The organism is Mycobacterium sp. 2YAF39, assembly GCF_052114565.1.
In the GTDB taxonomy this organism is placed as follows: domain Bacteria; phylum Actinomycetota; class Actinomycetes; order Mycobacteriales; family Mycobacteriaceae; genus Mycobacterium.
Genome location: NZ_JBFREZ010000003.1, coordinates 25,526 through 39,806, shown reverse-complemented (window position 1 = coordinate 39,806; position 14,281 = coordinate 25,526). Strand labels below are relative to the sequence as shown.

Below are 14,281 nucleotides of genomic sequence, written 5' to 3'. Positions count from 1 at the left end.
GCGATCAGCGCCGGGCAAACTCCGGCACGTGTTCGGGCAGCGGGCCGATCGCGATCCCGTACCCGATCGCGGTGCGCAGCGGCCGAACCCGCGCCGCGATGCGGACCAGTAATGGCGGTTTCATCTGGTCCGTCGAGGTCACCGCCACCGCGATCACCCTGCTGTGCACCACGCGCTGAACGGCCTGGATCAGCACGGCGGGCAGCCAGCGTCTGGCCTGGATGCGGGTTAACTGCCTGGTAGATACGGTGCCGTCGCGAAGTGGGCCGGCCAGCACCCGGGCCGCCGCGACGGCATCGGCGACCGCCAGATTGATCCCGACTCCGCCAACGGGCGACATCGCATGCGCGGCATCGCCGATCAGCAGCAGACCGTCCGTGTACCACCGCCGCAGGCGGTTGAGCTGCACGTCGAGCAGCTTGACGTCGTCGAATGAGGTCAGCGCTGTGATGTGGTCGGCCAGCCATGGCGCCAGGGCCACCACGCCACGATGCAGGGCCTCGATTCCCTGCGCGCGCAACTGCGCGTCGCGGCCCTTGGGGATCACGTACGCGCACTGGTAATAGTCGCCGCGGTCGATGACGATCTCTGCCGCCCCCGCGCCCAGAACACCGGCCAAGCCGTGCGGATCGTCGGCCTCGCGGGGGAGCCGGAACCACCAGACATCCATCGGCGCTCCGAAGCTTCTGGGTTGCATACCCATCTCACGGCGCAGCGTCGACGAGCGGCCGTCGCACGCGACGGTCAGCGCCGCGCGCATCTCGCGTATCTCGCCGTCGGCGCCGCGATAACGGACTCCGACCACCTTCTCAGCCTGCACTATCGGTCCAAGCACCTCGGTGCTGCGCAGCAGCCGGAACGTCGGCTCCTTCTCAGCGGCCGCGGCCAGCAGCTCAAGGAAATCCCACTGTGGCACGAGTGCAATGTGCTTGTGCGGGCCGGGGATTCGGCCCAGATCGATGCTGACATCGGTGCCCTGGATGCTCATCGTCAGGGTGTCGATCTCGCGGTGGGGCATGCGCGCGAATTCGGCTGCCAGCCCCAGCTCGTCGAGCAGGCGCAGGGTGCTGGCGTGCACGGTGTCGCCGCGGAAATCGCGCAGGAAGTCCGCGTGCTTCTCCATAACCGTGACGTCCACGCCTGCGCGGGCCAGCAGCAGTCCGAGCATGATCCCCGCAGGACCGCCGCCGGCGACGATGCAGGTGGCATTCTTCTCGTCGGACGGCACGGAGACATTTTCGCATCGAATAGTCTGGCCGGGTGGGCGGCTTCCTCAGTTGGTGGGACGGCGTCGAGCTGTGGCTCTCGGGCCTGCCGTTCGTCGCCCAGACCGCGGTGGTGATGCCCGTCGTGCTGGCCCTGGCGTACGGGGTCGCCGTGGTGCTCGACGGTGCGCTGGGAAACGGGATACGGGTCTTGCGGCGGGTTCGGCACGCCGACGAAGAGGTGGACCCGCGGTGAGTGGCGGGATGCCGCGCTCGAGGGTGACGTTGGTGCTGGTCATCCTCGTGGTGCTGGTGCTCGTCATGTGGTGGCTGACCCGCTAGCGGGGCCACGCCCGAGCGGAGCACCTGGGAATACTCTGTTATTCTTCGCGCCATGCGTTCGGCGTCCGGCAACAAGAGTGGCCACATCCTGGCGCTCATTGCCGTGGGTTTCACTGCCGTCGCTGATGTCTGTTGTTGTCGCTGACCCACACCCGCCCGCGGTCTGGTGTCGGTAGCGGCTGAATCAATGCCGGAATACTGATCAATCTCCTTGCCGTCGCGGTGGGATCCGCCCCGTAGTTCCCGCAACGAAAGGTCACCATGCTCAACATCCAGAAGTCGTGGCGCATCGCCGCCGCACTCGCGGCATCCGCGACATTGCTTGCCGCCTGCGGTGGAGGATCCAGCGACGTCGCAGGTGGAGGCGACCAGCCGGCGGCGGACACCACGCTCACGCTTGTCGCGTATGCCGTGCCCGAGCCGGGCTGGAGCAAGATCATCCCGGCGTTCGCAGCCACCGACGAGGGCAAGGGGGTGGCTGTCACGACGTCTTACGGGGCATCGGGTGATCAGTCACGCGCCGTGGTCGACGGCAAACCAGCCGACATCGTCAACTTCTCCGTCGAGCCCGACATCACCCGCCTGGTCAAGGCCGACAAGGTGGCCAAGGACTGGAACACCGACGCCACCCAGGGAGTCCCGTTCGGTTCGGTGGTCACGCTGGTCGTGCGCGAGGGAAACCCCAAGAACATCAAGGATTGGGATGACCTGTTGCAGCCCGGACTCGAGGTCGTCAGCCCGAGCCCGCTGAGCTCGGGTTCGGCCAAGTGGAACCTGTTGGCGCCCTACGCCGCGAAGAGCAACGGTGGTCAGGATTCGCAAGCGGGTCTGGACTTCGTCAACAAGCTTGTGAGCGAGCACATCAAGACCCGTCCCGGCTCCGGCAGGGAAGCCACCGACGTGTTCTTGCAGGGCACCGGCGATGTGCTGCTGAGCTACGAGAACGAGGCGATCAACATCGAGCGGCAGGGCAAGCCCGTCGAGCACATCAACCCGCCGCAGACGTTCAAGATCGAGAACCCCGTCGCGGTCGTCACCTCGAGCGCCCATCTGGACCAGGCCAACGCGCTGAAGAACTTCCTCTACACCCCGGAGGGGCAGAAGATCTGGGCGCAGGCGGGTTTCCGACCGGTGGATCCCTCGGTGGCCGAGGACTTCTCGACCGACTTCCCGGTTCCTACGAAACTGTGGACGATCGCTGATCTCGGCGGCTGGAGCGAGGTCGACCCGTCACTCTTCGATAAGGACAACGGCTCCATCACCAAGATCTACAAGCAGGCGACTGGATGACAGCTGGCGTCCAGATTCCTGGAGCCCGGCCCGAACCAACCGACGGCAACGGCGGGCGAGACGGCCGGGCGCCCGGGCGCTTGCGGCGGAGCCACGGCACGACATCGCTGCGTGTCGGCGCAGCATCGATCTGGCTGAGCGTCATCGTGCTCTTGCCACTTGCCGCGATCGTGTGGCAGTCCGCCGGTGGCGGTTGGCAGGCGTTCTGGCAGGCGATCACGTCCAACGCGGCCCTGCAGTCGTTCCGGGTCACGCTGACCGTCTCGATCGGGGTGACGGTCATCAACCTGATCTTCGGACTGCTCGTCGCCTGGGTGCTGACGCGTGACGACTTCCCAGGCAAGCGGCTCGTCGACTCGGTCATCGATCTGCCGTTCGCGCTGCCGACGATCGTGGCCAGCCTGGTGATGCTGGCCCTGTACGGTCCGGCCAGTCCGGTGGATCTGCACCTGCAGCACACCAAGTGGGGCATCGGTATCGCGCTGCTGTTCGTCACGCTGCCGTTCGTCGTGCGGTCCGTGCAGCCGGTGCTGCTGGAGCTGGATCGCGAAACCGAGGAGGCCGCAGCCTCCCTCGGCGCCAACAACTGGACGATCTTCACCAAGGTGATCCTCCCGGCGCTGCTGCCGTCGCTGCTTTCCGGTGCAGGACTGGCATTCTCGCGGGCCATCGGCGAGTTCGGCTCGGTAGTGCTGATCGGTGGCGCGGTGCCCGGCGAGACCGAGGTGTCCTCGCAGTGGATCCGGACACTCATCGAGAACGATGACAGAACCGGTGCGGCGGCTATTTCGATTGTGCTGCTGGTCATCTCGTTTATCGTGCTGTTCATTCTGCGGGCCGTTGGATCGCGGGCCGCCAAGCGGCAGGAGCTGGCGCAGTGACCCTGTCTCCGGCCGTCAAGTATCTGGCCCGCTTTCTCGCGTTGGCCTACATCACCATTCTGGTGATCGTGCCGGTGGGGCTGATCCTCTGGCGGACATTCGCCCCTGGGGTGGGGGCGTTCTTCGAGTCCATCACCACCCCGGCGGCGCTGTCGGCGCTGCAGCTGTCGCTGCTGGTCGTGGCCATCGTCGTGCCGCTCAATGTGGTGTTCGGCGTGCCGACCGCTCTGGTGCTGGCACGCAACAAGTTCCGCGGCAAGAACGCCTTGCAGGCAGTCATCGATCTACCCTTTGCGGTGTCGCCGATAGTCGTCGGCGTCGCACTGATCCTGCTCTGGGGTTCGGCCGGCCTGTTCGGCTTCGTCGAGAACAACCTCGGGCTCAAGATCATCTTCGGCTTACCCGGCATCGTGCTCGCCAGCATCTTCGTCACCGTGCCCTTCGTGATTCGCGAGGTGGAACCGGTGCTGCACGAGATCGGCACCGACCAGGAGGAAGCCGCCTCGACGCTGGGATCGAAGTGGTGGCAGACGTTCTGGCGGATCACCCTGCCATCGATCAGGTGGGGTCTGACCTACGGAGTCGTGCTCACCATCGCGCGCACCCTCGGTGAGTTCGGCGCGGTCATCATGGTGTCGTCCAACCTGCCGGGAACATCACAAACCCTCACACTGTTGGTGGCGGACAGATACAACCGGGGCGCCGAGTACGGCGCGTACGCCGTTGCCACGCTGTTGATGTCGGTGGCCGTGGTCGTCCTCATCGCCCAGGTGGTCCTCGACGCCCGACGAGCACGCGCCGCCAAGGCTTAAGGAGAAACGACATGAGCACAGCGATCACCGTGCGGGGCGCGAACAAACACTATGGCGACTTCGCAGCTCTCGACAATGTCGACTTCGACGTGCCCTCAGGGTCGCTGACCGCGCTGCTCGGCCCCAGCGGCTCGGGCAAATCGACGCTGCTGCGCGCGATCGCCGGCCTGGATCAGCCCGACACCGGCACGATCACCATCAACGGGGAAGACGTGACCGGCGTGCCCCCGCAGCGACGCGGCATCGGGTTCGTCTTCCAGCACTACGCGGCCTTTAAACATCTCACTGTCCGCGACAACGTGGCGTTCGGGCTCAAGATCCGCAAGAAGCCGAAGGCCGAAGTCAAAGAGAAGGTCGACAACCTTCTCGAAGTTGTTGGGCTCGCAGGATTTCAGGGTCGCTACCCGAACCAACTCTCGGGCGGACAGCGGCAGCGTATGGCCCTCGCCCGGGCACTTGCCGTCGACCCCCAGGTGTTGTTGCTCGACGAGCCCTTCGGCGCCCTTGATGCCAAGGTCCGCGAAGATCTGCGTGCCTGGCTTCGCCGCCTGCACGACGAAGTGCACGTCACCACTGTGCTGGTGACACACGACCAGGCCGAGGCGCTCGACGTCGCCGACAGGATCGCGGTCCTCAACAAGGGCCGTATCGAGCAGGTGGGTTCACCGACCGATGTCTACGACAGGCCGGCCAATGCGTTCGTGATGTCGTTCCTCGGCGCGGTGTCGTCGCTGAACGGAACGTTGGTGAGGCCACACGACATCCGCGTCGGCCGTAACCCCGATATGGCGATCGCCACGAGCGACGACAACATCCAGGCCACCGGCGTGCTGCGGGCCACCATCGACCGGATCGTGATGCTGGGCTTCGAAGTGCGTGTCGAACTCACGAGCGCAGCGGACAAGACCCCGTTCACCGCGCAGATCACCCGCGGCGACGCCGAGGCGCTCGGCCTCAAGGAGGGTGACACCGTGTACGTGCGTGCGACGCGGGTGCCCGCGCTGCCCGGCGGCACCGAGATTCCCGTGGTCGACGAGGACGAGTCGCTGACCAACGCCTGAGTGTGCGGTTTCGTACCAGACACGTCGCTTTCGGGTAGCTATCCGCACACTCGCGCCTGTGGCGGGAGTCAGAAATAGCCGTTCGCCGGCGGCCACACTCCGTTGACGGCGTAATTGCCCGCGGCATATGCCTTGTACGCCAACGGACTATGGGTCGCGACGGTCCGGGCGTTGCGCCAGTGCCGGTCGAGGTTCAGCGCGCGGGCGGTGGCCGACGCGCCTCCGGTGTCGAACAGTCGCTCCGCAGCCGAGATGGTCAGCCGTTCGGCCACCAGTTGAGCCTTGGCGACCGTGACGGCGACGTCTGCGACGGCGTCCTGGTCGTGCTGCAGGCCCCGGTCGACGAGACGGTCGATCGCATCAGCGGCCGCCAAGACGATGGCTTCGGCCGACGACGCGGTCGCCGAGATGTCTCCGACGGCCTGCAGCACAAAGGGGTCCGTTGCCGCGCTGTCGGCCAGCGAATGGGCGGCCGGACGTGCCTTGGTGCGAACGTAGGTGACCGCGTCGTCGAACACGGCGTAGGCGATACCGACCGCCACCGACGCCAGATACAGCTGCAGGAACGCGGTCGCGTGCCCGAGCGTATTGCCCTCCGATACGGTGACGACCTCTTCGGCGCGGACCTCGACGTCGGTGAACCGTGTTCCGCCGCTGGCCGTCGTGCGCTGGCCGAATCCGTCCCAGTCGTCGAACAATTCGACACCGGTGCGATCCGCCGGGATGATCGCCTGCACATCTCGTCCCTCGGCGTCCAACGCCGATACCGCGATGACATCGGCGAACAGCGTGCCGGTGGAATAGAACTTGTAACCGTTGAGCCGCAACACGCCCGCGGTATCGGGCAGCACCTTGGTATCGGCACTCGACGGCGCCCTGCCCGCAGCATCCGTGATCGCGTTGCCGACGACGACCCCCGCGTTCACGCGCGGAAGCCATTCCGCACGCTCACCGGGAATCGCACGGTTGCTCAGCAGACGCTCGGAGAACCCGAAGTGCGCGCGAAGAGCCTGCGCGACGTTCGAACTGCCGCGGCCGATCTGAATCACGGCGGTCAGAACGTCGCGCACCGAGCCGCCGGGGCCGCCGAACTCGGTCGGTACCCGCAGCGCGAGCACGCCCGTCCGCCGGATCGCGTCGACGGCGCCGTATTGCAGCACCCGCTCACGTTCGGCGGCCGCATCCTCGCGCCTCAGGGAATCCACGACGTCGGAGAGCCGGGCCAACCGCTCCTCCGCCGATCCGCCGAGTGGCTCGGCGTCGAACGGTACGCGCGGCGCGACGGCTTCGTGTGTGACGGTCATAGCGGCTCCCTGGTTATCGGAAGTGGGGAATGATCTTGTCCGCGAACCTGTCCAATTCGGACTCGATGGGCTGGAACTGGAGCATGAACAGTTCGACACCGGCTTCACGGAACGCGTGGATGCGCTCGACGACCTGGTCGTAGCTGCCGACCAGACCGGCCAGTGTGCCTCCGTTGGAGCCGATGCGCTTGGTGCCGGAGAGCACCTTGTACATCTGGGTCTTCGGGTCAGTGCCGCCGGCGATCTCGGGTCGGCTCTCCGCGTCGTCGAGGGAATGCAGATAGTCCAGTTCCGCAAGCGCTTCCGCCTCGGTTTCACGCGCGATCACGAAGGCGGACAGGCCAAATCGCAGTGGTGCGCCGTCTCGCGGCCGGGTCCGCAGATCCTCGATGACATCGACGGTCTCGTCCAGCGGCCGGCCGTTGATGAAGAAGACGTCCGCATACTCGGCGGCGAGCGCCCTGCCGGGTTCGGATTCACCGCCGACGTACAGCGGCGGCGGATCGGCAGGCACCGGACGGATCAGGGCGGGGTGGCCGCCATGATCGCCTATTGCCACGTGCTTGCCCGCCCACAGTTCGGTGACGGCCGCCAGCCACTCGCGCGAATACGCATACCTGTCGTCGTGATCGAGAGGGTCCAGACCCAGACCTTCCAATTCGGGCAGGAACCACCCGGTGACGAGGTTGACGGACAGCCGGCCGGCCGCGATGTCGGCGATGTTGGCGGAGATCTTCGCGAACACCAAAGGGTTGAACAACAGTGGTTTCACCGCGCCGATCAACTCGATGCGCGATGTGGCCTCGGCGAGCGCCGCGATCGTCGACCACGTCTCGAGCACGTCGTCTTCGGTATCGCTGGGGTGGATCACGTGCTGGGCCAGCAGGGTGGAGTCGAATCCCGCCGATTCGGCACGCAGCAGCAGATCCCGGGTGCGACGGTAACTCGCGTCGGGCGCGTCGTGCGGATGCAGACGCGCGCCGTGGTTGCCGTAGACGGGCGCCCACACTCCAAAGCGTGCCGCGGTCACGAGCGCGCCAGGTAGCGCCTGCGTTCCCAGTCGCTGACCTCGTTCGAGTACTCCACCCATTCACTGCGGGCCAGCGCGGCGAAGTCCCGCAGCGAATGGGCACCGAGGATGTCGGCGATGGTGTCGTCGCGGGTGGCCAATTCCAGTGCCACACCAAGTGATTCGGGCAGCGGATCACCCTTCACGTATAGATTGCCGCCCTGCGCAGGCGGGGGAGTGGCCTTGCCTTCGATACCCGCGATCACCGCCGCGAGCGCCGAGGCGATCAACCAGTACGGGTTGGCGTCCGACGCACCGCTGCGCAGCTCGATCCGCGTCGCCGACGGGTCGGCCTCCACAAGTGAGCGCACCGCGGCACTCCGGTTGTCCCGGCTCCACGTCACGGTCGCCGGTGCGAAAGAGTCGGGGACGAAGCGGCGGTAGGCGTTGACCGAGTGCGCGCCGAACAACGTGATCGACGGCAGATGCTCGAGCAGGCCCGCGATCGCATGGAGGGCGAGCTCGTTCTCGGCGCCGTCGTCCGGGGCGAACGCCGGCTCGTTGCCGCGCCAGAGTGAGATATGCAGGTGCTGGCTGCTGCCGGAGTGTTCGGTGAACGGTTTCGGCATGAAACTGGCGATCTTGCCGTGCTTTCGGGCCACCTCCTTGGTGGCGTACTTGAGTCGGACCGCATCGTCGGCGGCATCCAGTGCGTCGGTGTAGACCAGGTTGGTCTCGATCTGGCCCGGGCCGTACTCGGTTTGGATGCCCTCCAGCCGCGTGAAGGCGCTCAGCGTTTCGTAGAGATCGGTGAGCAGCGGGTCGAGTGCGTTGGCGTTCTCCAGCGAGTACGCGTGGATGTCGTCCTGGAACGGCGACCCGTCGGGGTTGAGCAGATACAGCTCGAACTCCACCCCGATCTTCGCGGTGTAACCGAGCGAGGCGAGGCGCGACAGTACCTTCCGGAGTACCGCACGGGGGTCGAGCAGCGACGGGCTGCGGTCGTGGGCGACGATGTCGGAGATCACGTGGCCCACCCGCGGCCGCCACGGCAGCGGCCGGTATGTCGCGAGATCGGGCACCGCGAACACGTCGGGGTAGCCGCCGGTCCAGTTCGTCAGATCGAGCGATTCGACGACCGTGCCGTCGGTGTTCCACCCCAAAGACGCTTCGCAGAAGGCGAATCCGCTGCCGAGCGCCCGGTTCAGGAACTGTGACGCGGGGATCCGTTTGCCCTGCGCGTGGCCGAACGCGTCACTCCAGGCCACCTCGACTTCGGTGAGTGAGCCGTCGCCGATCGCATGGCGCAACTCCCGTTCCCCCGCCGACGTGGTGGACTGGAACGTCGGCGCGTCCATGGTGTTCGTCATGACAGCGCGACGGTGTTGTCCCGCACCCGTGTCCCGACGACGGCGCCGACCACGAAGGCCGCGACGAGCAGTCCGACGATGACCCAGGCCAGGATGCTGGAGCCGCCGACGAGGGTGTCGAGATTGGCGAGGATCAGCACCAGCGATCCGAGAAGCCCGACCAGCCCGAGCGCGGGCGCGATGCGGACCCGCCACTGCGAAAGGCCATGTCGGTCCTTGGCGAAGAAGACGAGCACCGCCACGCTGGTCGCGATGAGCAGAACGATCACGCCGACAGTGGTGGCGCCCGCGAACCAGGTGTAGAACTGCGCGGCCGGGTCGAGCTTGAACACCGCGGCGAGGGCGACGCTGATCGCGACGACACCGGAGATCCACAGCGACGCGCGGTGCGGAGAGCCGTGCTTGATGTGCGGACGGCTCAACGATTCCGGCAGGACGTCGCGCTGCGATAGCGCGAAGATGTAGCGCGACGCCACGGTGTGGAACGCCAGGATGCAGGCGAACAGGCTGGTGAAGTACAGGACGGTGATGATGTCGGCGCCCACGACGCTGATGTAGCGCGCCGCGGTGTCCCCGAGGAACGTCGCGCCCGATTCGGTGGCGCGCGCCACGGCGGCATCGTCACCCCATGCGGAGATCAGCGCCCAGCTGGTGACCGCATAGAACACGCCGATCAGGATCAGCGCGACGTAGGTGGCGCGGGGGATGGTGCGCTCGGGTGTACGGGCTTCGTCGCGGAAGATGGCGGTCGCCTCGAATCCGACGTAGCTGATGATCGCGAAAAGCAGTCCGATGCCCAGTGATCCGGACACGATCGCGTTGGGGTTGACGATCCCGGTCGACAACCCGTGGTCACCGCCACGGGCGACGATGACGAGATCGAGGACGACGACGATCGCGATCTCGGCGCTCAAGAGCACCCCGAGCACCTTGCTCGACAGTTCGATGTTGCGGTACCCGACGAAGGTCACGACAGCGAAGGCGACCGCCGCGAACAGCCACCACGGAAGAGCCGGTCCGCCGAACAGTTCGACCACGGCGCCGCCCGCGGGTCCGAGAAGGCCGTAGACGCCTGCTTCCAGCGCCACGTAGCTGACGATCGCGACGAAGGCGATGCCGATGCCTGCCGGGAGCCCCAACGACTTACGGACATAGGAGAAGAAGGCGCCTGCCTCATCGACGTACGGTGTCATCGCCGTGAAGCCGACGGCGAAGAGCAGCAGGATCACCGTCGAGATGATGAACGTCGCCGGGAAGCCGGCGCCGTTGCCTGCGGCGAGACCCAGCGGGACGACGCCGCCGATCACACCGAGCGGCGCTGCCGCGGCCACCACCAGGAAGACGATGGACGCCACCCCGAGATTGCCGCGCAGCTTGCGTGCCGGCGGAGCGGGTTCATCCCTCAAAGAATCTGGTGCGGCGGTTATTTCGGACATGAGGCGGCCATCCTTCGATGGAAGAAGTCGATAGGTTTGGTTGGACGCTAGAACCCGGTGGGAGGTGTTACCACATCTGGAGTCAGCGTGAGTCTTATTACGCCGCTGCGGCCTTGACGGCGCGGCCGACCTCGGTGCGTATCGCCGTGTATTCGGGTGATCGGCGAAGTTCGTCGGCGTCGACGCCGGTGCGCGGAAGTTCGACCGGAAGGTCCAGTGCCACTTGGCCAGGGCGCCGGGTGAGCACCACGATCCGCGACCCGAGGAAGGCGGCCTCATCGGCACTGTGGGTGACGAAGACCGTGGTGCGACCGGACTCCGCGCTGACCTGTCGGACGTCCTCCTGCAACCGTTCGCGGGTCAACGCATCGAGCGCGGCGAACGGCTCGTCGAGAAGGAACAGCGGTGTCTCGGCGGCCAGTGCGCGTGCGATCGCGACGCGCTGTTGCTGACCGCCGCTGATCTCCCAGATCTTGCGGTCAGCGGTGCCTTCGAGGCCCACCCGCGACAGCAGCTGATCGCGGCGGTCGCCTCGGCGCTCACGTGGCACCTTCGCGTACTTCAGTGCCAGATCGACGTTTCCGCCGACGGTGCGCCAGGGAAACAGCCGCGGTTGCTGAAACACCACACCTGCCGTCACCCCGGGCGTCGGCGGCGTGCCCGACACCTGAACCTGACCCTCGCTCGGGGATTCGAAGCCGGCGAGCAAACGCAACAGCGTGCTCTTCCCGCAGCCTGACGCGCCGACCAGGACCAGGAACGATCCGGGGTCGATCGTCAGGTCGACGGGACCCACCGCGGTGACCTCGTTGCTCCCTCTGCCGTAACGGTGGGACACCCCGGCTATCCGGATCGCCGCGTTGTTGCCCTGCTTGGCAGTGTCTTTCAGATCACTGACTGAGGACACCGGGAAGGCCCTTGGTGTAGATCGCGTCCTGGAACGTCTCCAGCGGGGCGGCCGACGGAATCTGCTTCTGATCGGCCAGGAATTGCGACGCACTCTGCAGATTGACCGCGATGTTTCCGGGCTTCCCCTCGGAGCCAAGCCATTCCGGCGACGCGACCTGCTCCGGAGTCAGGAAGACCCCCTGCTTGATCTGACCCTCGGTCGCCTCGGGCGACAAGCCGATCTCGGCGGCGACGGCCTTCGCGGCCGCAGCGGGGTCGTCGTGGATCAACGTCAAGGCGCGGGCTTCCTGCTGACGCCAGATGTCGACGACGTCGGGATGCGCCGCTGCGAACTCGTCGGACACCGCACCCAGGTCCAGCGTCGGCTTGCCGTCCTTGGCGAGTTGGCGACTGGTGATGAGATCCTTGCCGGTCTTGCGAAGGTCGTCCAGTGTAGGCAACCACGTGTAGGCGGCATCGATGTCGCCGCGATCCCATGCCGCCAGGATTGCCTGCGGCTGCAGATCGACCAATCGAACATCGCTGGGGGACAGGCCATTCTGCGCCAATGCGGCCAGCAGGCTGTAGTGCGCGGTTGAGGCGAACGGCGTGGCGATGCGCTTGCCCCTGAGCTGCGCGATGGTGTCGATGCCTGCGCCGTCGCGTGCCACCAGCGCTTCGTTGTCACCTGCCACGTCGAGGACGAACGCGACCTTGTACGGAATGTTCAGCGGGGCGGATAATCCGCGGGCCACCGGGCTTGAGCCCAGCGCACCGAAGTCGAGTTCCTTGGCGATGAACGCGGTGTTCACGTCGGCGCCGGAGTCGAACTTGATCCACTTGATGTTGTAGTCCGGCAGCGCTTCTTCGAGCCATCGGCTGTTCTTGACGACGAGGTCGCCGCTGGGGAAGGTCTGGTAACCGATCCGGATGGTCGGCTTGCCCGCCTCCTGTCCCGGTTGATCGACCGAGCAGCCGGCAAGCGCCATGGTGGCGACGGCCAGCGCGGCGAACGCAGCTTTGAATCTCATACTTTTCCTCTCCAAGGGACGGCGCGCCGTTCGATGGCACGAAGCAGACCGTCGATGACAAGTCCGGAGATGCCGATGGCGAAGATGCCGACGAGCACAACCGGGGTGTTGTTGTAATTGCTTGCGTCCTTTACCAATCCGCCAATACCGGGGATGCCGTTGAACAGTTCGGCTGCCACCACAGACGAGTACGCCATGCCGACCGCGAGACGGATGCCGGTGAATGTCTCCGGCAGTGCCGAGGGGACCACGACGTCACGGATGACCTCGGTGCGCGACGCGCCCAGCGCGCGGGCGGCCTCCTGCAGACCGACCGGCGCTGCGACGACGGCCGCGGTGGTCGCGACGGCGGCGGGCGGAAGCGCGGCCAGGGCCAGCAGCGTGATCTTCGGCGCTTCGTCGATGCCGAGCCAGATGACCAGGAGGAAGAAGTAGGCCAGCGGTGGAAGCGCCCGAAGGAACGTCAGCCAGGGTTCGAGCACGCTGCGCACCCAGCTGACCGAACCCATGATCAGGCCGAGCACCACCCCCAGCGTCACGCCGATCACGACACCGGCGAGCACCCGGCGCAGGGTCATGTACAGGTGCTCCCACAGCAGGTACCCCGCATATCCGCGCGTTCCGTCATGGGTGGTGGACACGTCGATGAAGGCGCGCCAGACCGTGCTGGGGTAAGGCACGAACGTCTGGTTCCAGATGCCGCTGACCGCCACCAGCTGCCACGCGATGAAGAAGACGACCAACGACAGCAGGGGAAGTGCGGCGCGCGTGAGCCTTCCGCGCCACTTGCCCGCAGGCGCAGGAGAAGCCGGCGAACCGACCTGCGGCTCGCCGGGAGCGATATCTACGAACACCGACACTGTGAGGACCTTCTGTTGCCGAGACGAAACGAAAATGGATCAGCGACAGCAGAAGTCATCAGACAGCGGCGCGGCCATTCGACTATTAGTACCGGCTCACCCTGCGCCGAGGGATATCTGTGCTCAGCGAGAGTTTATTGTCCTGGGGTCGCCGCTTTCAGATCGGACACCAGCGTCACGGCGTCTGCCTGAGCGCCCCGGTTGTACGGGAGCTTCGACAGGACCGTTGCCATCGCGCAGGTATTGCTCACCGCGGCATAGGTCAAGCCCCCGCCGATCGCAGCGGCAATCCATTTGGCCTTCGGCACGACGACGCTGCCGACAACAGAGGTGAGCACGATCGACCCAGCTACCAGCCGAACCTGGCGTTCCAGGTCCCAGCGTTGCTCGCCGCGGTCGACGTCATATCCGCGTTCCTCCCAGTCCAGAATTCCGTCCTGTAGTACGCGCGCCGCGGTGCCCGCCGAGGTCAGGATCTGTTGGGCCTGGGTGGACCGTTGACCCGACCGACACACCAGGACGACATCACCGTCGAGGCTGTCGACCACGTCGGCCTTGTGGGAGCGAAGGATGTCGAGCGGAAGATTGAACGAACCGGGTATGTGCGCCGATTCGAATTCCGCGGGAGTCCGCACGTCGACCACCCGTGCGGGCTTGGCGGAGTCGAGAAGTTCGCGCAGGGCGGTCGAGCTGACAGTGCTGGTGCGCGCTGAAGTCATGATTCTCGGCTACCCAACGAACCGGCGTGGCAGCGAGTTTAACTCGTGCTGAACCGAAGTCGGCGCACAGGAC

General features: G+C 66.1%; 15 protein-coding genes. 6 read left to right on the top strand and 9 right to left on the bottom strand.

From position 1 onward, the window contains the following. Nucleotides 1-4: 4 nt before the first annotated feature. Complete coding sequence (locus tag AB4Z42_RS09560; protein WP_442008934.1) at nt 5-1,228, bottom strand: FAD-dependent oxidoreductase; 1,224 nt, start codon at nt 1,226-1,228, stop codon at nt 5-7. 32 nt (nt 1,229-1,260) lie between these two features. On the opposite strand from AB4Z42_RS09560, the gene AB4Z42_RS09555 reads away from it, so the two are divergent. The 6 genes from AB4Z42_RS09555 to AB4Z42_RS09530 all read left to right on the top strand — a co-directional run bounded on the left by AB4Z42_RS09555 (nt 1,261) and on the right by AB4Z42_RS09530 (nt 5,591). Further along, a complete protein-coding gene (locus AB4Z42_RS09555; RefSeq protein ID WP_442008933.1) occupies nt 1,261-1,461 on the top strand; it encodes a hypothetical protein in 201 nt (66 codons plus the stop codon). Between the two features lie 138 nt (nt 1,462-1,599). Continuing rightward, on the top strand, nt 1,600-1,692 hold the full coding sequence (locus AB4Z42_RS09550; RefSeq protein WP_425437859.1) for an Ms4533A family Cys-rich leader peptide: 93 nt from the start codon (nt 1,600-1,602) through the stop codon (nt 1,690-1,692). Nucleotides 1,693-1,808: 116 nt separating this feature from the next. Next, nucleotides 1,809-2,837: a sulfate ABC transporter substrate-binding protein gene (locus tag AB4Z42_RS09545; RefSeq protein ID WP_442008932.1), complete on the top strand. Its 1,029-nt coding sequence runs from the start codon at nt 1,809-1,811 to the stop codon at nt 2,835-2,837. Next, a complete protein-coding gene (gene cysT / locus AB4Z42_RS09540) occupies nt 2,834-3,718 on the top strand; it encodes a sulfate ABC transporter permease subunit CysT (protein ID WP_442008931.1) in 885 nt (294 codons plus the stop codon). Before AB4Z42_RS09545 ends, cysT begins: the two co-directional genes overlap by 4 nt. Beyond that, nucleotides 3,715-4,530, top strand: a complete 816-nt coding sequence (cysW, locus tag AB4Z42_RS09535; protein WP_442008930.1) for a sulfate ABC transporter permease subunit CysW — start codon at nt 3,715-3,717, stop codon at nt 4,528-4,530. The genes cysT and cysW overlap by 4 nt, the downstream gene beginning before the upstream one ends. Nucleotides 4,531-4,541: 11 nt before the next feature. Next, the gene (locus AB4Z42_RS09530) at nt 4,542-5,591 is read left to right on the top strand and encodes a sulfate/molybdate ABC transporter ATP-binding protein (RefSeq protein WP_442008929.1); all 1,050 of its coding nucleotides are present in this window, start codon (nt 4,542-4,544) and stop codon (nt 5,589-5,591) included. A gap of 68 nt (nt 5,592-5,659) precedes the next feature. Here AB4Z42_RS09530 and AB4Z42_RS09525 read toward each other — a convergent pair whose 3' ends face one another. The 8 genes from AB4Z42_RS09525 to AB4Z42_RS09490 all read right to left on the bottom strand — a co-directional run bounded on the left by AB4Z42_RS09525 (nt 5,660) and on the right by AB4Z42_RS09490 (nt 14,208). Next, nucleotides 5,660-6,895: an acyl-CoA dehydrogenase family protein gene (locus AB4Z42_RS09525; protein ID WP_442008928.1), complete on the bottom strand. Its 1,236-nt coding sequence runs from the start codon at nt 6,893-6,895 to the stop codon at nt 5,660-5,662. Between the two features lie 13 nt (nt 6,896-6,908). After that, nucleotides 6,909-7,925, bottom strand: coding sequence for an LLM class flavin-dependent oxidoreductase (locus AB4Z42_RS09520; RefSeq protein ID WP_442008927.1), 1,017 nt, complete (start codon nt 7,923-7,925; stop codon nt 6,909-6,911). Next, nucleotides 7,922-9,274 carry a glutamine synthetase family protein gene (locus AB4Z42_RS09515; RefSeq protein WP_442008926.1) on the bottom strand — a complete coding sequence of 451 codons (1,353 nt, stop codon included), beginning with the start codon at nt 9,272-9,274 and terminating at the stop codon, nt 7,922-7,924. The genes AB4Z42_RS09520 and AB4Z42_RS09515 overlap by 4 nt, the downstream gene beginning before the upstream one ends. Beyond that, nucleotides 9,271-10,710 carry an APC family permease gene (locus AB4Z42_RS09510; protein ID WP_442008925.1) on the bottom strand — a complete coding sequence of 480 codons (1,440 nt, stop codon included), beginning with the start codon at nt 10,708-10,710 and terminating at the stop codon, nt 9,271-9,273. The genes AB4Z42_RS09515 and AB4Z42_RS09510 overlap by 4 nt, the downstream gene beginning before the upstream one ends. 97 nt (nt 10,711-10,807) lie before the next feature. Further along, nucleotides 10,808-11,617 (bottom strand): ABC transporter ATP-binding protein, encoded by an 810-nt coding sequence (locus AB4Z42_RS09505; protein ID WP_442008924.1) that lies wholly within the window; start codon nt 11,615-11,617, stop codon nt 10,808-10,810. Next, nucleotides 11,601-12,629 (bottom strand): taurine ABC transporter substrate-binding protein, encoded by a 1,029-nt coding sequence (locus AB4Z42_RS09500; protein WP_442008923.1) that lies wholly within the window; start codon nt 12,627-12,629, stop codon nt 11,601-11,603. Before AB4Z42_RS09500 ends, AB4Z42_RS09505 begins: the two co-directional genes overlap by 17 nt. After that, nucleotides 12,626-13,489 (bottom strand): ABC transporter permease, encoded by an 864-nt coding sequence (locus AB4Z42_RS09495; RefSeq protein ID WP_442008922.1) that lies wholly within the window; start codon nt 13,487-13,489, stop codon nt 12,626-12,628. The genes AB4Z42_RS09500 and AB4Z42_RS09495 overlap by 4 nt, the downstream gene beginning before the upstream one ends. Nucleotides 13,490-13,623: 134 nt before the next feature. After that, nucleotides 13,624-14,208: a rhodanese-like domain-containing protein gene (locus AB4Z42_RS09490; RefSeq protein WP_442008921.1), complete on the bottom strand. Its 585-nt coding sequence runs from the start codon at nt 14,206-14,208 to the stop codon at nt 13,624-13,626. Nucleotides 14,209-14,281 lie beyond the last annotated feature (73 nt).

Coding starts and splice junctions, on each gene's coding strand:
- AB4Z42_RS09545 (WP_442008932.1), top strand. CDS start 1,809: ATGCTCAACATCCAGAAGTCGTGGCGCATCGCCGCCGCACTCGCGGCA.
- AB4Z42_RS09550 (WP_425437859.1), top strand. CDS start 1,600: ATGCGTTCGGCGTCCGGCAACAAGAGTGGCCACATCCTGGCGCTCATT.
- cysT (WP_442008931.1), top strand. CDS start 2,834: ATGACAGCTGGCGTCCAGATTCCTGGAGCCCGGCCCGAACCAACCGAC.
- AB4Z42_RS09530 (WP_442008929.1), top strand. CDS start 4,542: ATGAGCACAGCGATCACCGTGCGGGGCGCGAACAAACACTATGGCGAC.
- AB4Z42_RS09515 (WP_442008926.1), bottom strand. CDS start 9,274: ATGACGAACACCATGGACGCGCCGACGTTCCAGTCCACCACGTCGGCG.
- AB4Z42_RS09490 (WP_442008921.1), bottom strand. CDS start 14,208: ATGACTTCAGCGCGCACCAGCACTGTCAGCTCGACCGCCCTGCGCGAA.
- AB4Z42_RS09500 (WP_442008923.1), bottom strand. CDS start 12,629: ATGAGATTCAAAGCTGCGTTCGCCGCGCTGGCCGTCGCCACCATGGCG.
- AB4Z42_RS09525 (WP_442008928.1), bottom strand. CDS start 6,895: ATGACCGTCACACACGAAGCCGTCGCGCCGCGCGTACCGTTCGACGCC.
- AB4Z42_RS09510 (WP_442008925.1), bottom strand. CDS start 10,710: ATGTCCGAAATAACCGCCGCACCAGATTCTTTGAGGGATGAACCCGCT.